Annotated in this window: 10 protein-coding genes; 1 reads left to right on the forward strand and 9 read right to left on the reverse strand. The window is 63.5% G+C overall.

What is annotated here, in order from left to right:
- Positions 1-176: 176 nt before the first annotated feature.
- From B0T39_RS13565 to tkt, 4 genes are all read right to left on the reverse strand, one after another.
- The gene (locus tag B0T39_RS13565; protein WP_081547455.1) at positions 177-1,352 is read right to left on the reverse strand and encodes a phosphoglycerate kinase; all 1,176 of its coding nucleotides are present in this window, start codon (positions 1,350-1,352) and stop codon (positions 177-179) included.
- Positions 1,339-2,454, reverse strand: a complete 1,116-nt coding sequence (locus tag B0T39_RS13570; RefSeq protein WP_081547457.1) for a zinc ribbon domain-containing protein — start codon at positions 2,452-2,454, stop codon at positions 1,339-1,341. Before B0T39_RS13570 ends, B0T39_RS13565 begins: the two co-directional genes overlap by 14 nt.
- A 185-nt stretch (positions 2,455-2,639) precedes the next feature.
- Positions 2,640-3,650 (reverse strand): type I glyceraldehyde-3-phosphate dehydrogenase, encoded by a 1,011-nt coding sequence (gene gap, locus B0T39_RS13575; RefSeq protein WP_081547459.1) that lies wholly within the window; start codon positions 3,648-3,650, stop codon positions 2,640-2,642.
- A 130-nt stretch (positions 3,651-3,780) separates the two neighbouring features.
- On the reverse strand, positions 3,781-5,766 hold the full coding sequence (gene tkt, locus B0T39_RS13580; protein WP_081547461.1) for a transketolase: 1,986 nt from the start codon (positions 5,764-5,766) through the stop codon (positions 3,781-3,783).
- A 440-nt stretch (positions 5,767-6,206) separates the two neighbouring features.
- Between tkt and B0T39_RS13585 the strand changes: the two genes are divergently transcribed.
- A complete protein-coding gene (locus B0T39_RS13585) occupies positions 6,207-6,962 on the forward strand; it encodes a BPSS1780 family membrane protein (protein ID WP_081547463.1) in 756 nt (251 codons plus the stop codon).
- A gap of 185 nt (positions 6,963-7,147) precedes the next feature.
- On the opposite strand, the gene B0T39_RS13590 is transcribed toward B0T39_RS13585, so the two are convergent.
- From B0T39_RS13590 to hutU, 5 genes are all read right to left on the reverse strand, one after another.
- Positions 7,148-8,485 carry a Na+/H+ antiporter family protein gene (locus B0T39_RS13590; protein WP_081547465.1) on the reverse strand — a complete coding sequence of 446 codons (1,338 nt, stop codon included), beginning with the start codon at positions 8,483-8,485 and terminating at the stop codon, positions 7,148-7,150.
- A gap of 220 nt (positions 8,486-8,705) precedes the next feature.
- Positions 8,706-10,235 carry a histidine ammonia-lyase gene (gene hutH, locus B0T39_RS13595; RefSeq protein WP_081547467.1) on the reverse strand — a complete coding sequence of 510 codons (1,530 nt, stop codon included), beginning with the start codon at positions 10,233-10,235 and terminating at the stop codon, positions 8,706-8,708.
- A gap of 141 nt (positions 10,236-10,376) precedes the next feature.
- Positions 10,377-11,762, reverse strand: a complete 1,386-nt coding sequence (locus tag B0T39_RS13600; protein WP_081547469.1) for an amino acid permease — start codon at positions 11,760-11,762, stop codon at positions 10,377-10,379.
- Positions 11,763-11,880: 118 nt separating this feature from the next.
- On the reverse strand, positions 11,881-13,209 hold the full coding sequence (locus B0T39_RS13605; protein ID WP_019104160.1) for a YjiH family protein: 1,329 nt from the start codon (positions 13,207-13,209) through the stop codon (positions 11,881-11,883).
- A 142-nt stretch (positions 13,210-13,351) separates the two neighbouring features.
- Entirely contained in the window at positions 13,352-15,025 is a 1,674-nt protein-coding gene (gene hutU, locus B0T39_RS13610) for a urocanate hydratase (RefSeq protein ID WP_081547471.1), read from the reverse strand.
- Positions 15,026-15,055 lie beyond the last annotated feature (30 nt).

The raw sequence follows: 15,055 nt of genomic DNA on the forward strand, positions 1-15,055 counted from the left end.
AAGCCATTCATCCTGATAGCCTTTTCCCAAGCCTTAGAATGTATTTACGATCTCGCGAGCTAAGGCGAGACAAGGCGAAAACGAGCGAAAAAGCGGAATGTACAGGTGGTACATGAGCATTTTGAGCTCGGTTTCAACGCCGTATCGCCGACGCGCAGCAGATCGTAAACAGGTTCTTAGCCGGCGCGCTCGCCCAGGATGGTCACCGCCGGCAACTCCTTGCCTTCCAGGAACTCCAGGAAAGCGCCGCCGCCGGTGGAGATGTAGCTGATGCGCTCGGTGATGCCGTACTTGGCGATCGCCGCCAGAGTATCGCCGCCGCCGGCGATGGAGAAGGCCGGCGAGGCGGCGATGGCCTGGGCCAGGGTCTTGGTGCCGCCGCCGAACTGCTCGAACTCGAATACGCCCACCGGGCCGTTCCATACCACGGTGCCGGCTTTGGCGATGATGGCGGCCAACTCCCGCGCCGAATCCGGGCCGATGTCCAGAATCATGTCGTCGGCCTCCACGTCCGCCGCGTTCTTGGTCACAGCGGCGGCGGTTTCGGCGAACTCCTTGGCGCAGACTACGTCAGCCGGCAACGGCACATTGCCGCCGCGAGCGCGGATCTTGGCGATCACCTTTTTGGCCTCGTCCACCAGTTCGGCTTCGGCCAGCGATTTGCCGATGGCCTTGCCCTCGGCCAGCAAGAAGGTGTTGGCGATGCCGCCGCCCACGATCAACTGGTCAACCTTGTCGGCCAGCGATTCCAGAATGGTCAGCTTGGTGGACACTTTGGAGCCAGCGACGATGGCCACCAGCGGCCGCGCCGGCGCTTGCAGCGCCTTGCCCAGCGCTTCCAGCTCGGCGGAGAGCAGCACGCCGGCGCAGGCGGCCGGCGCGAACTGGGCCACCGCGTGGGTGGAGGCTTCCGCGCGGTGAGCGGTGCCGAAGGCGTCGTTGACGAACACGTCGCACAAGGCGGCGTAGGCGCGGCCCAGATCGGCGTTGTTCTTTTTCTCGCCCTTGTTCAGGCGCACGTTCTCCAGCATCGCCACTTCGCCGGGCGCCACGCTGAAGCCGGACTGCCAGTCCGCCACCAGGCGCACCGGCCGGCCCAAGAGGCCGGACAAACGCTCCACCACCGGCGCCAGGCTGTCTTCCGGCTTGGGTTCGCCCTCGGTGGGGCGGCCCAGATGGGTCATCAGGATCACGCCGGCGCCGGCCTTCAGGCACAGCTCGATGGACGGCAGGCTGGCGCGGATGCGGGTATCGTCGCCGATGACGCCGTTTTTCACCGGCACGTTCATGTCCACGCGGATCAGCACGCGCTTGCCGGCCAGGGCCTGTTCGGAAAGTTTATTGAATTTCATCGTTCGCTCGCTCGGGTTTGGATTCGCTTGTCGATTGATTCATCGGCGCAGATTCCGGCTTGGCGCCGGGACGGCCGCATTTTTTGCAGTACGGAAAAAAGGCGAAATTGCGCGCACCGCAGTCGCAGCCGCGGAACAGCTGCAGGCCGCAATGCACGCAGTAGTCGGCGTCGTCGCCGGCAATATTGTATTGATGGTCGCAGGACGGGCAAGTTTTCTTCTGGTAGGCGCCCAAGGCCTGGGCGTAGGCCACGTGACGCGCGCGCTCGCTCTGGCTTTGCTGCAGTTCGGCGCGCTTTTTCTCCGCGTAGCGCTGGAAGGCCTGGATCATGCGCAGGCCGGCGAACACCGTCAGCGCGATGCCGACGGCCAGCCGCACATAGCCGCCGAAATTGGGCAGATAGGGCAGCAACTCGACAAAGAAAGCGAACAAGGCGAACAGGCCGAAGCCGTAAACGAAGAACCAGTAACGATGAGTCCGGTAACGGCTGAACAGCCATACCGCCAGCAAGAGCAGCGGCAGGATCATCGCCAGCCGCAGCAGGAAGACCTTCAACTCGAAGCGCTGGTAGGCCTGCTGGTAACGATCCTGGGCGACCGTCTCCACCCGGACGATTTCCTCTTGCAGCGTTTGCCGGCTCCGCTCCAGCCCGCGCAGGCCGTCGCTCGCCCGGTCTTCCTTCTGCTGCCATTGCAGGATCTGCGCCTGCAGGGCGTCCAGTTCCCGAGTGCGGCGACTGACTTCGGCGCTTTGCCGCGGATCGGCGCTGGTGGCGCGGCTGGCCAGCCAATTGGCCAAGCCCTTGCGCTGGGTCTGGTAATTACGCTCCAGTTGCTCACGGGTGGCGCCAAGGTTTTCCAGTTGGGCTCGCTGCGCGTCGTTCTGGCGCTGCAAGGCCTTCTGCCGCTGCCGCAGCGGCTCGATGCCGGCCTGCTGTTGCAGCGTTTCCAGCTGCGGCGGGCCGCCGTCCGGCACGTAGAACAGATCGCGGATCACCAGCTCGCCCAGATTGGACAGAAAGCCGGCGAACACCAAAGCCACCAGCCAGGAGGCCAGCCGGACCCATTTTTCAGGGCGGGACAGTGCTTGGTTTTGTCGCATGCTGCTCTCCTGTAACGGCGGGTTCAGCGGGGGCGATTCGGCGATCGCCCGGCAAGTGTATGCCAAAAAAACGGCCCTACCTTAACATCAATCAAATGCCTGTGGATGTAGCGCCCGCGCTAGCAGACGTAAAAAATCCGGGCCGGCATGGCGCGCCGGCCCGGATTTCCTGGATCACTTCGTCGTCAGCAAGCGAACATCGCGCGCGCGGTGCGCAGCATCTGGCAGCTGAAACCCCATTCATTGTCGTACCAGGCCAGCACCTTCACCATATTGCCGCCGGTCACCTTGGTCAGCGTGGAATCGAAGGTGGAGGCTTCTTCGGTGTGGTTGAAGTCGCCGGACACCAGCGGCAGGGTGTTGTAACTCAGAATACCCTTCATCGCGCCGTTGGCGGCTTCCTTCAGGATGTCGTTGACCTCGTCCTTGGTGGTGTCGCGCGCGGCGCTGAAAGTCAGGTCCACCAGCGATACGTTGATGGTGGGCACGCGCACCGAGAAACCGTCCAGCTTGCCTTTCAGCTCCGGCAACACCAGACCGACGGCCTTGGCCGCGCCGGTCTTGGTCGGAATCATATTGTCGGTGGCGGAACGCGCGCGGCGCAGGTCCTTATGTTTGACGTCAGTCAGCACCTGGTCGTTGGTGAAGGCGTGGATGGTGGTCATCAGGCCTTTCTTGATGCCGATGGCCTGGTGCAGCGCCTTGGCCACCGGGGCCAGGCAGTTGGTGGTGCAGCTGGCGTTGGACACCACGGTCATTTCCGGCTTCAACACGTCGTGGTTGACGCCGTAAACAATGGTGGCGTCGACATCGTCGCCGCCCGGCGCGGAGATCAGCACCTTCTTGGCGCCGGCGTCCAGGTGGGCCTGGCATTTGTCCTTGCTGGTGAAGGCGCCGGTGCATTCCAGCACCAGGTCCACGTCCAGTTCCCTCCACGGCAGCTCGGCCGGGTTGCGGGTGCTGAAGAACGGGATCTTGTCGCCGTTCAGGATCAGGTGCGCGTCGTCCTGCTCGACCTCGCCGGGGAAGCGGCCGTGCACGGTGTCGAACTTGGTCAGGTGGGCATTGATGTTGAGATCGCCGGTGGCGTTGACGGCCACTACTTTGAAATCGTCGTGCAGCTGGTTTTCGTAGATGGCGCGCAGTACCTGGCGGCCGATGCGGCCGTAACCATTGATGGCGATGCGGATAGTCATGCTTCTAAATCTCCTGGGGACGATCCGGAGCGCCCGGCTTCCCGGCCGGCGCTCCGCGTGTTGTGTAGTGCGTCCACTACATGAAACGGCGAACAAAAGGCCATTGCTTTCGCAATGGCCTGTCTTTACATCACAGCAGCGCTTTGGTCTTGGCCACTACATTGTCGACGGTGAAGCCAAAGGCCTGGAACAACTGCGGGGCCGGGGCGGATTCGCCAAAGTGGTCGATGCCGACCACGTCGCCGTCCAGGCCCACGTATTTGCGCCAGAAGTCCGGATGGCCGGCTTCGATCGCCAGCCGCGGCAGGCCCGCCGGCAGCACGCTGTCGCGCCAGGCCTTGTCTTGCCGGTCGAACACATTGGTGCACGGCATGGACACCACGCGCACGGCGACGCCTTCCGCCGCCAGCGCGTCCTGCGCCTTCAGCGCCAGTTCCACTTCGGAACCGGTGGCGATCAGCACCGCGCGGGCGCCGGCGGCGTCGCGCAGCACATAGCCGCCCTTCTGGATCGCGGCCAGCTGCGCCGCGTCGCGGGCGACGAAGGGCAGGTTCTGGCGGCTCAGCACCATGCTGCTCGGCGTGGTCTTCTGCTCGACGGCGTGCGCCCAGGCCGCCGCGGTTTCGGCGGTGTCGCACGGACGCCAGGTATGGTGGTTGGGGATGTAACGCAGCGTGGCCACTTGTTCCACCGGCTGGTGGGTGGGGCCGTCTTCGCCAAGGCCGATGGAATCGTGGGTGAACACGAAGATCGGGTTGATCTTCATCAGCGAAGCCATGCGCAATGCGTTGCGGGCGTATTCGCTAAACATCAGGAAGGTGCCGCCGTACGGACGCAAGCCGCCGTGCAGGGTCATGCCGTTCATGATGGCGGCCATGCCGAACTCGCGCACGCCGTAGCTGATGTAGTTGCCCTGGCCGTCGTGGTCTATCCACTTGGAGCCGGACCAGTTGGTCAGGTTGGAGCCGGTCAGGTCGGCGGAGCCGCCGACGAATTCCGGCAGCGCCGGCGACAGCGCTTCCAGCGCGATCTGGCTGGCCTTGCGGGTGGCCACGGTCTGAGCGGCGTCGGCGATCTTGGCCAAGGCGGCGGCCTTGGTCTCTTCCCAGCCGGCCGGCAGCTCGCCCTGCATGCGGCGGCTGAATTCGGCTGCCAGTTCAGGATAAGCGGCGCGGTAGGCGTCGAAGCGCTTGTTCCATTCGATCTCGGCCAGCGCGCCCTTGTCGCGCGCGCTCCACTCGGCGTAAATCTCGGCCGGGATCTCGAACGGCGCGTGCGGCCAGTTCAGGCCTTCGCGCGCGGCGGCGATTTCGGCCGCGCCCAACGGCGAGCCGTGGCAATCGTGGCTGCCCTGCTTGGTGGGCGCGCCGAAGCCGATGGTGGTCTTGCAGCAGATCAGCGTCGGACGCGCGCTTTCCTTCTGCGCGGTGGCGATGGCGGTGGCCACTTCCACCGGATCGTGCCCGTTGACGTTCTTGATCACCTGCCAGCCGTAGGCTTCGAAGCGGGCCGGCGTGTCGTCGGTGAACCAGCCTTCCACGTGGCCGTCGATGGAGATGCCGTTGTCGTCCCAGAAGGCGATCAGCTTGTTGAGCCCCCAGGTGCCGGCCAGCGAGCAGGCTTCGTGGCTGATGCCTTCCATCAGGCAGCCGTCGCCCAGGAAAGCGTAAGTGTGGTGGTCTACGATCTGATGGCCGTCGCGATTGAACTGCACCGCCAGCATTTTCTCGGCCAGCGCCATGCCCACCGCGTTGGTGATGCCCTGGCCCAGCGGGCCGGTGGTGGTTTCAATGCCGGGAGCGTAGCCGTATTCGGGATGGCCGGGCGTTTTGGAGTGGAGCTGACGGAACTGCTTGAGGTCTTCGATGGAGAGGTCGTAACCGGAGAGGTGCAACAGGCTGTAGATCAACATGGAACCGTGACCGTTGGACAGCACGAAGCGGTCGCGGTCTGGCCAGTTGGGGTTGGCCGGGTTGTGTTTCAGGTGATCGCGCCACAATACTTCCGCGATGTCTGCCATCCCCATCGGGGCGCCGGGGTGACCGGATTTGGCTTTTTCAACAGCATCCATGGACAGGAAACGGATGGCGTTGGCAAGCTCGGTACGGGTGACCATTTCGGGAAAACCTCAAGACTTGTGTGGAAACCGGGACGACGGCCGCGCCATCCGAACATGCCTCCGGCATGGACCAACCGTCGCAAAATCATGGAATTATCGCTGATTTTCACCATAGGCGGCAACCGCCCCGCCGCGCGGAATACCGTGGCGGCATGAAGGGGTATGAAAAATAGCCGTATGCGGCCGTTTTGCAAGATAATGCCGATGCAGGCGTAAAATGCATTTTGAATCAAAAGCCTGCGAATGATTCCGCTCCCGATTTCATCGATGACGAATGGGCATAATGCGGATAAGAGGCGCAGGCGGGGAAACCCGCGTCGCAAATCGCGGTCAGTCTGGCTCTGCCTTTTTGCCGCGCAAACGACGCAACGACGCGAGCCGGCCGGCGCCGTCAAGCGCCGCCGGCTTGTTTGGCACAACCTTTTTTGGAGATTTAGATGCAATCATTCGATGCCCTACCCGCTCCGCGCAAAGTCGCTTTAGGACGCGGCTGGCGCTGGATCGTGGAGGCCTTCTACATTGTTCGTCAGCAGCCGCTGACCTGGATTTTGCTGGCGCTGGCCTATCTGGTGATCAATTTCATCGTCAGCATGATTCCCTTGCTGGGCGGCCCGCTGTCCTTCTTCCTGGCGCCGGTGTTCGCCGCCGGCTTCATCCTGGCGGCGAAAAAATGCGAGCAGGGATCGGAGCTGGAACTGGGCGATCTGTTCGCCGGCTTCAAGACCGCGCTGCGGCCGCTGATCAATGTGGGCATGCTGTACCTGGCCATCCTGATCGTCATCGGCGTGGTGCTGGGCCTGTTGATGGGCGCGATGGGCGTGAGCGTGGCCAAGAGCGACCCCAACGCGATCCCGGTGATCGCCGGCCCCATCGCGCTGTTCGCCTTCATCGGCGGCGTGGCCATCTTCCTGGTCAGCCTGGCTTACTGGTTCGCGCCGGCGCTGGTGACGCTGAACCAGGCCGGCCCGTGGCAGGCGATCCGCGCCAGCCTGCAAGCCGGCCTCGCCAACTGGGGCGCGGTATTGGTAAGCGGTCTGATGCTTGCGGTGCTGGCCTTCATCGCGATGATTCCGCTGGGCCTTGGCCTCTTGCTGTGGTTCCCGGTGCTGTACGTGACCGCCTACACCGGCTGGAAAGATATTTTCGGCCAGTCGGCGACGCCGGCGCGGCCGGACGAGCCGGTGGTGTTTTAAGAACCTGTTCAAAGTCTGCTGCGCGTCGGCGATGCGGCGTTAAAAACCGCTGCGAAATGCTCATGCACCATCGCTTCCTCAGCCGTTTTCGCCTTGTCTCGCCTTAGCTCGCTAGATCGTAAACACGCTCTAAGCCCGGCTCGCCTCTTCAATCAAGCCCCGCCCAGCGGGGCTTTTTCATGCCCTCACAGCAGCATCGCGGCGGCCCAGCCAAAGCCCAGCAAGGGCAGGTTGAAGTGCAGGAAAGTCGGCACCACCGTGCCCCACATATGATCATGCTGGCCATCTGCGTTCAAACCGGCGGTCGGCCCCAGAGTGGAATCCGACGCCGGCGAGCCGGCGTCGCCCAAGGCCGCGGCCGTGCCGACCAGCGAAACGATGGCCAGTTCGGAAAACCCGAACCCCAAGGCCAGCGGCACGTAGATGGAGGCGATGATGGGGACGGTGGAGAAGGACGAGCCTATCCCCATGGTGATCAGCAAACCCACCAACAACATCATGAAAGCAGCCAGCGCGCGGTTGTCGCCAATCAGCGCCACCGAGGAACGCACCAGCGACTGGACGTCGCCGCTGGCGTTCATCACGCTGGCGAAGCCCGCCGCGGCGATCATGATGAAGCCCACCTGGGCCATCAGGCGCATGCCCTGAGTGAAATGGCTGTCCAGTTCGGTCCAGCGCATCACCCCGGAGCCGGAGATCAAGGCAAAACCCACCAGGCCGCCAAACACCATGGACCCGGTCCACAGCTGCGCCAGCAAGGACAGCAACAAGGCCGCGCCAATGGACACCCGCTGCCAAGGACCCAATTTGACGCTGCCGTGTTCACCGCCGGTCACGGCGACATCCTGGTAACTGCGCCGCCGCCGATAGCTGAACAGCAAGGCCAGCGCCAGACCAAACACCATGCCCGACGCTGGGATCAGCATGGCCAAAGGTGCCGCGCTCAAGCCAACCTGAAAGCCGCTGGCCGCGCCGGCCTTGTTGATGTTGCCCACCAGGATATCGTTGAGGAAGATGGCGCCGAAGCCGATCGGCATCGTCATATACATCACGGTAATGGAAAAGGTGATGGCGCAGGCCACCGCGCGCCGGTCCAGTTGCAGCCGGTTCATCACCAGTAGCAAAGGCGGCACCAGGATGGGGATGAAGGCGATATGCACGGGAATGACGGTGCCCGAGGCGAAACCGGCCAGCACCAGGCAAGCCAGCAAACTCCACTTGACCACGCGCAGCATGCGCTCCGAATGCCCTCCGTGCTGGATGTAGCCGACCATCCGGCCCGACAGCCCCTGCACAATGCCGGTGCGCGACAGCGCAATGGCGAAAGCGCCCAAGGTCGCATAGGCCAGCGCCACCGGAGCGCCGGCACCCAAGCCCCCGTTGAACGCTTGCACCACCGCCTCTGGCGACATGCCCGCGTAAATGCCGCCAATGGCGGCGGAAAGAATCAGGGCCAACACCACCGGCACCCGCGACAGGCTCAAGGCCATCATGACCAATACGGCTAACACTACGGCATTCATCGGAGTCTCCTCGTTCACGCCCATCTTGGCGGGCGCGTCGATAGTCTGGCGTCCCGGCACCGCCGGGCTCCATTCCCCGAACTACGCGCATCATGGTCTGATGGCTCATGATTATCAGCTTCGCCTCCGGCTTGCCGGAGACGAGCGCGCCGGCCCAGGAAACACCTGGAGCCGGCGTTTTACAACCCGCCGCTTTCCCTTTACGCGGTGGGCTGAGTGCTTACAGCGAAGGCAGCAGGCCGGTCTCGACGAAACGGTTGTAGGAACCGCTGGCCACCAGCGCGGCGGCTTTCTCGATGTCCGGCGCGAAGTAGCGGTCCTTGTCGTAGAAGCTCACCTGCTCGCGCAACTCCGCCTTGGCCGCTTCCAGCTTGGCCGAGGTCTTGTGCGGCGCGCGGAAGTCCACGCCCTGGCAGGCGGCCAGCAATTCCACCGCCAGAATGCCGGCGGTGTTGCCGGCCATGTCGCGCAGACGGCGGCCGGCGAAAGTGGCCATGGACACGTGGTCTTCCTGGTTGGCCGAGGTGGGCAGGCTGTCCACCGAGGCCGGATGCGCCAGCGATTTGTTTTCCGAAGCCAGGGCCGCGCCGGTGACCTGGGCGATCATGAAGCCGGAGTTGACCCCGCCGTTATTGACCAGGAAGGGCGGCAGCTTGGACAGATTGCTGTCGATCAGCAGCGCCATCCGGCGTTCGGACAGCGAGCCGATTTCGGCAATCGCCAGCGCCAGATTGTCGGCGGCGAAGGCCACCGGCTCGGCGTGGAAGTTGCCGCCGGACAGGATGTCGTTGTCGGCGGCGAACACCAGCGGGTTGTCGGACACTGAGTTGGCTTCCACCACCAGCACCGCCGCGGCTTGGCGAATCTGGGTCAGGCAAGCGCCCATCACTTGCGGCTGGCAGCGCAGCGAGTACGGGTCTTGCACCTTGCCGCAGTTTTCGTGCGAGCCTTCGATCTCGCTATGTTCCAGCAGGCTGCGGTAAATACGGGCGGCGTCGATCTGGCCGGCGTGGCCGCGCACAGCGTGAATGCGTTCGTCGAACGGCGTGCGGCTGCCCAGCGCGGCTTCCACCGACAGCGCGCCGGCCACCGAGGCCGAGGCGTACAGGTCTTCCGCGGCGAACAGACCTTCCAGCGCAAAGGCAGTGGACGCCTGGGTGCCATTCAGCAAGGCCAGGCCTTCCTTGGGCGCCAGAGTAATCGGCTCCAGGCCGGCGGAGCGCATCGCCACCACGCCCGGCACGCGGGTGCCGTTGACGAAGGCTTCACCCTCGCCGATCAACACCGCGCTCATATGCGACAGCGGCGCCAGATCGCCGGACGCGCCCACCGAGCCTTTCTGCGGAATCACTGGATAGATGCGCTGGTTGAACAAGGTGACCAGCGCCTCGATCACCAGCCGGCGGATGCCGGAAAAACCGCGCGCCAGCGAGTTGATCTTCAAAGCCATCACCAGGCGCACGGTGGATTCGTCCATCGGCGCGCCGATGCCGGCGGCGTGGGAGAGCACGATGGAGCGCTGCAGCAATTCCAGCTCTTCCGGCGCGATGCGGGTATTGGCCAGCAAGCCGAAACCGGTGTTGATGCCGTAAGCGGTGCGGCCTTCGGACAGCACCCGCGCCACGGTGGCGGCGGAGGCGTCGATGGCGGCGTGGCTGGACGGATCCAGCCGCAGTTGCAAATCGGTTTCACGTGAAACGCGGCGCAGCTCGGCCAGGCTGAGCGTGCCGGGAACAATATTCAATGCCATCTTGAGGTTCTCCTTCTAAAGCGTTTGCAGCGCCGCTCGCCGCGGTGAGCGCTGGTTTTGTGTTATCGCGCCCTGCCGGCAAGCGGCTTGAATGTTCCGGCGAGCCCGCGCCCGCCGGATAAAAAACCTTGCGCCGCGCCTTTACGCGGCGTCGCGCTGGGCCTGAGCCTCCACGCCGGGCGCCAGCACCCGGCTCCACAGGAAATGTCCAGCCACCACCAGCGCCACCCACACCATGCCCACCAGCAGCGCAGAGCGGGTATCTTCGAAGTAACCAAGCACGCCGATCACAAACAACATGAAGCCGATCGCCGCCAGCGGCGCGTACGGCCAGAACGGCACCGGGAATTTCAGCTCCGCCGCCTGCTCCTTGCTCATCTGGCGGCGCATCGCCACCTGAGACAGCAAGATCATCAGCCACACCCACACCGTGGCGAAGGTGGCGATGGAGGCGATCAGCAAGAACACGTCCTTGGGCATCAGGTAATTGAGCACCACGCCCAACAACAAGGCGGCGGCCATGACCAACACCGTCATCCACGGCACGCCGTTGGCCGACAGCTTGGCGAAACTCTGCGGCGCCTGGCCCTGACGCGCCATGCCGTACAACATGCGGCCGGCGCCGAAGATGTCGCTGTTGATCGCCGAAATCGCCGCCGAGATCACCACCGCGTTGAGAATGTGAGCGGCGGCGGGAATGCCCAGGCTTTCGAAAATCTGCACGAAGGGGCTGCCCTGGCTGCCGATCTTCGGCCACGGGAAGATCGACATCAGCACGGTCAGCGTCAGCACGTAGAACAACAGGATACGCACCGGAACCGCGTTGATCGCGCGCGGGATGGTGCGCTGCGGGTCCTGCGCCTCGCCGGCGGAAATACCGATGATCTCGATGCCGCCGAAGGCGAACATCACCACCGCCAACGAGGCGACCACCCCGCCCCAGCCATTGGGCATGAAACCGCCGTGCGACCACAGATTGTGCAGGCCGCTGGCCTCGGCGCTGCCAAAACCGAACAGGATGATGGCCACGCCGCCGATGATCATCGCGACGATAGCCCCCACCTTGACGATGGACAGCCAGAACTCCATTTCGCCAAACACCTTGACGCTGCATAGGTTCAAGGCGCCGATGAAGAAGATGATGCTCAGCACCCAGACCCAGCGGTCCACTTCCGGAAACCACAAACTCATATAGATGCCGAAGGCGGTCACATCGGCCAGGCAGACGATGATCATCTCAAAGGCGTAGGTCCAGCCGGTGATCACCCCAGCCAAGGGGCCCAGATAGCTGGTGGCGTAATGGCCGAAGGAACCGGCCACCGGGTTATGCACCGCCATCTCGCCCAGCGCGCGCATCACCATGTAGACGGCGGCGCCGCCAATCAGATAGGCCAGCAATACCGCCGGGCCGGCCATTTGTATCGCCGCCGCCGAACCGTAGAACAAGCCGGTGCCGATGGCCGAGCCCAGCGCCATGAAACGGATGTGACGGGCGGACAGACCGCGCGTCAACGTTTGTTGCTCCATTTAGTGTCTCCTCAATTCCGATCTTCAGGTGCAATCCTGAAATTGTCGCTTATTATCCGTGTTTGGCCGGCCCCCGCATTGCCGAGCCTCCCCGACGGTAGATTCCAGCCTTCCCATCTCAGCCCAACCAGCCCTGCCACAGCGCTAGATGACCGATGCCGGCGGCCAGCAATATTCCCAACACCGTGCGCAGCAGCCAGATCAACACCAGATGCCGTACCGATAGCGGAATTCTGGTCGCCAGGATGCAGGGAATGGAAGCCGAGAAAAACAGCACGGAACTGACCGACACCACCGCGGCGACAAACCTCACCAGCAAATCAGCGTCCTTCAGCAGGATCGCCGGCAAGAACATTTCCGCCAGCCCTGCGGCCAGGGCCTTGCCTGTCAACATCGGCTCGCTCAAACCAGCCAACCATGCCACCGGTGCCAGCAACAGGCCCAGCACATCGAACAAGGGCGTATACCGTGCCAGCAATAAGCCGATCAGCCCTACCGAAAGGATGGAAGGGACCACGGCGCCCGCCATGGCCAGGCCATCGCGCAGATTCACGATCAAGACCCGCGTCAGACTCGGCGCAGCCTTGGCCTGCCGCAAACCGGCGGCCAAGGCCGCCTGCCAGCGCGTCATGCCGGCCGGCAGTTCATCGCGCACGCCGCCCTGATTATCCATGCGCGAGATTGGCGGCAGCCAGGCGGTGATAGCGGTCACGGTAAACGCCACCACCAGAGTGGACCAGAAGTAGAAATTCCAGATCGGCATCAAGCCCAGCGTCTTGGCCACAATCACCATGAAGGCCGCCGACACGGTGGAAAACCCGGTGGCGATGATGGCGGCCTCGCGTATGGTGTACTTGCCTTCCAGAAACACTCGGTTCGTAATCAGCAAACCCACCGAATAACTGCCGACAAAAGAAGCCACCGCGTCAATGGCGGAATGGCCTGGCGTGCGCCATATCGGCCGCATCACTGGCTGCATCAGTACGCCCACCAACTCCAGCAGGCCGAAACCGATCAGAAACGCCAGGGCGGCGGCGCCCAGCGGCACGATCAGGCCCACCGTCAAAGCCAGCTTGTCGAACAAGAAGGGCAACATATCCTTTTCGAACAACAGCGACGGCCCCAGGCGGGTAAGATACAGAATCGCCAGCGCCAAACCGGCCAACTTTAGCAAGCTGAACACTATGTTGACGGCGCTAACGCGCCAGCGTCCGGAAACAAACGGCGCGATGCTGCCATAGGCGATCAGCAACATCACCAACGTCACCGCCAGCTCACGCTGCGCATTGGCCAGATAACTGGCGGCGTGGTCCAAGGGAATCGTGGAGTTGCCTGCAATCTCCAGGGGCAGGAAAAACAGCAGGATTCCAATCAGGCTATAAGTGAGCAAACGCAGCAAGGCGCTGACGTTATTCGGGGAAAACGGCAGGGAATGCTCGACACTCATCAGCGATGTCTCCTTTGTAGCGGCATTCGACAGTTCGGCTTGGAATAGTTATGGCGCCAAATCTGTTGCTTGAGCGTAACGGCCAAACCGCCCGATGACGCCGAAACTCGGCGCCATCGTCCATGACCGCTGTCCGCGATGCTCAGCGCTTCAGCATCGGCAGGTCCAATCCCTGCTCTCTCGCGCAGTTCTCGGCGATCTCATAGCCGGCGTCGGCGTGACGCATCACGCCGGTGCCCGGGTCGTTGCGCAGCACGCGGCCCACCCGCTTGGCGGCGGCGTCGCTGCCGTCGCAGACGATGACCACGCCGGAGTGCTGGGAGAAGCCCATGCCCACGCCGCCGCCGTGATGTAGCGACACCCAGGTGGCGCCGCCGGCGGTGTTGAGCAAGGCGTTCAGCAAAGGCCAATCGGACACGGCGTCGGAACCGTCCTTCATGCTTTCTGTCTCCCGGTTGGGCGAGGCCACCGAACCGGAGTCAAGGTGGTCGCGGCCAATCACGATGGGCGCTTTCAACTCGCCGTTCTTGACCATCTCGTTGAAGGCCAGGCCCAGGCGGGCTCGGTCCTTCAGGCCCACCCAGCAAATGCGCGCCGGCAAGCCCTGGAAGCTGATGCGCTCATTGGCCATATCCAGCCAGTTATGCAGGTGCGGATCGTCCGGAATCAATTCCTTGACCTTCTGGTCGGTCTTGTAGATGTCTTCCGGATCGCCGGACAGCGCCACCCAGCGGAAGGGGCCGATGCCTTCGCAGAATAGCGGGCGCACATAGGCCGGCACGAAGCCGGGGAAGTCGAACGCATTGGCCACGCCTTCTTCCAGCGCCATCTGGCGGATGTTATTGCCGTAGTCCAGCGTGGCGGCGCCGCGTTGCTGTAGAGTCAGCATCGCGCGCACCTGCACCGCCATCGACTGCTTGGCGGCGGCGGTGATTTCGGCGGCGGACGTTTTCTGCTTGGCGCGCCATTGCTCCACGGTCCAGCCCTGCGGCAGATAGCCGTGCACCGGGTCGTGGGCCGAGGTCTGGTCGGTGACCACATCCGGAGTAATACCGCGTTCAACCAGTTCCGTGAACACGTCGGCGGCGTTGCCCAACAGGCCCACCGACACCGCCTTGCCGCTGTGCTTGGCCTCATCCAGGATGGCCAGCGCCTCGTCCAAGGTCTTGGCCTTACGGTCCACATAACGGGTTTTCAGACGGAAATCGATGCGGGTCTCGTCGCATTCGACGGCGATCATGCTGAAGCCGGCCATGGTGGCGGCCAGCGGCTGGGCACCGCCCATGCCGCCCAGGCCGCCGGTCAGAATCCAGCGACCTTGCGGCTTGCCGTCGAAGTGTTGGTTAGCCACGGAGAAGAAGGTTTCGTAGGTCCCCTGCACAATGCCTTGCGAACCGATGTAGATCCACGAGCCGGCGGTCATCTGGCCGTACATCATCAGGCCCTTCTTATCCAGCTCGTTGAAGTGTTCCCAGTTGGCCCAGTGCGGCACCAGATTGGAGTTGGCGATCAAAACGCGCGGCGCGTCGGCGTGGGTCTTGAACACGCCCACCGGCTTGCCGGATTGCACCAACAGGGTTTCGTCGTCCTCCAGACGCTTGAGCACGTCCAGGATGGTGTCGTAGCACTTCCAGTCGCGGGCGGCGCGGCCAATCCCGCCGTACACCACCAGGCTTTGCGGGTGCTCGGCCACTTCCGCGTCCAGATTGTTCTGGATCATGCGGTAGGCGGCTTCGGTCAGCCAGCTCTTGCAAGTCAATTCGGCTCCGCGCGGCGCGCGGATGTGGCGGGTCGGATCAAAACGCGGGTCGGACATCGGTATTCTCCTTTGTAAGCCCGCCGCCGG

It is taken from the genome of Chromobacterium haemolyticum, assembly GCF_002081825.1.
GTDB classification, from domain to species: domain Bacteria; phylum Pseudomonadota; class Gammaproteobacteria; order Burkholderiales; family Chromobacteriaceae; genus Chromobacterium; species Chromobacterium fluminis.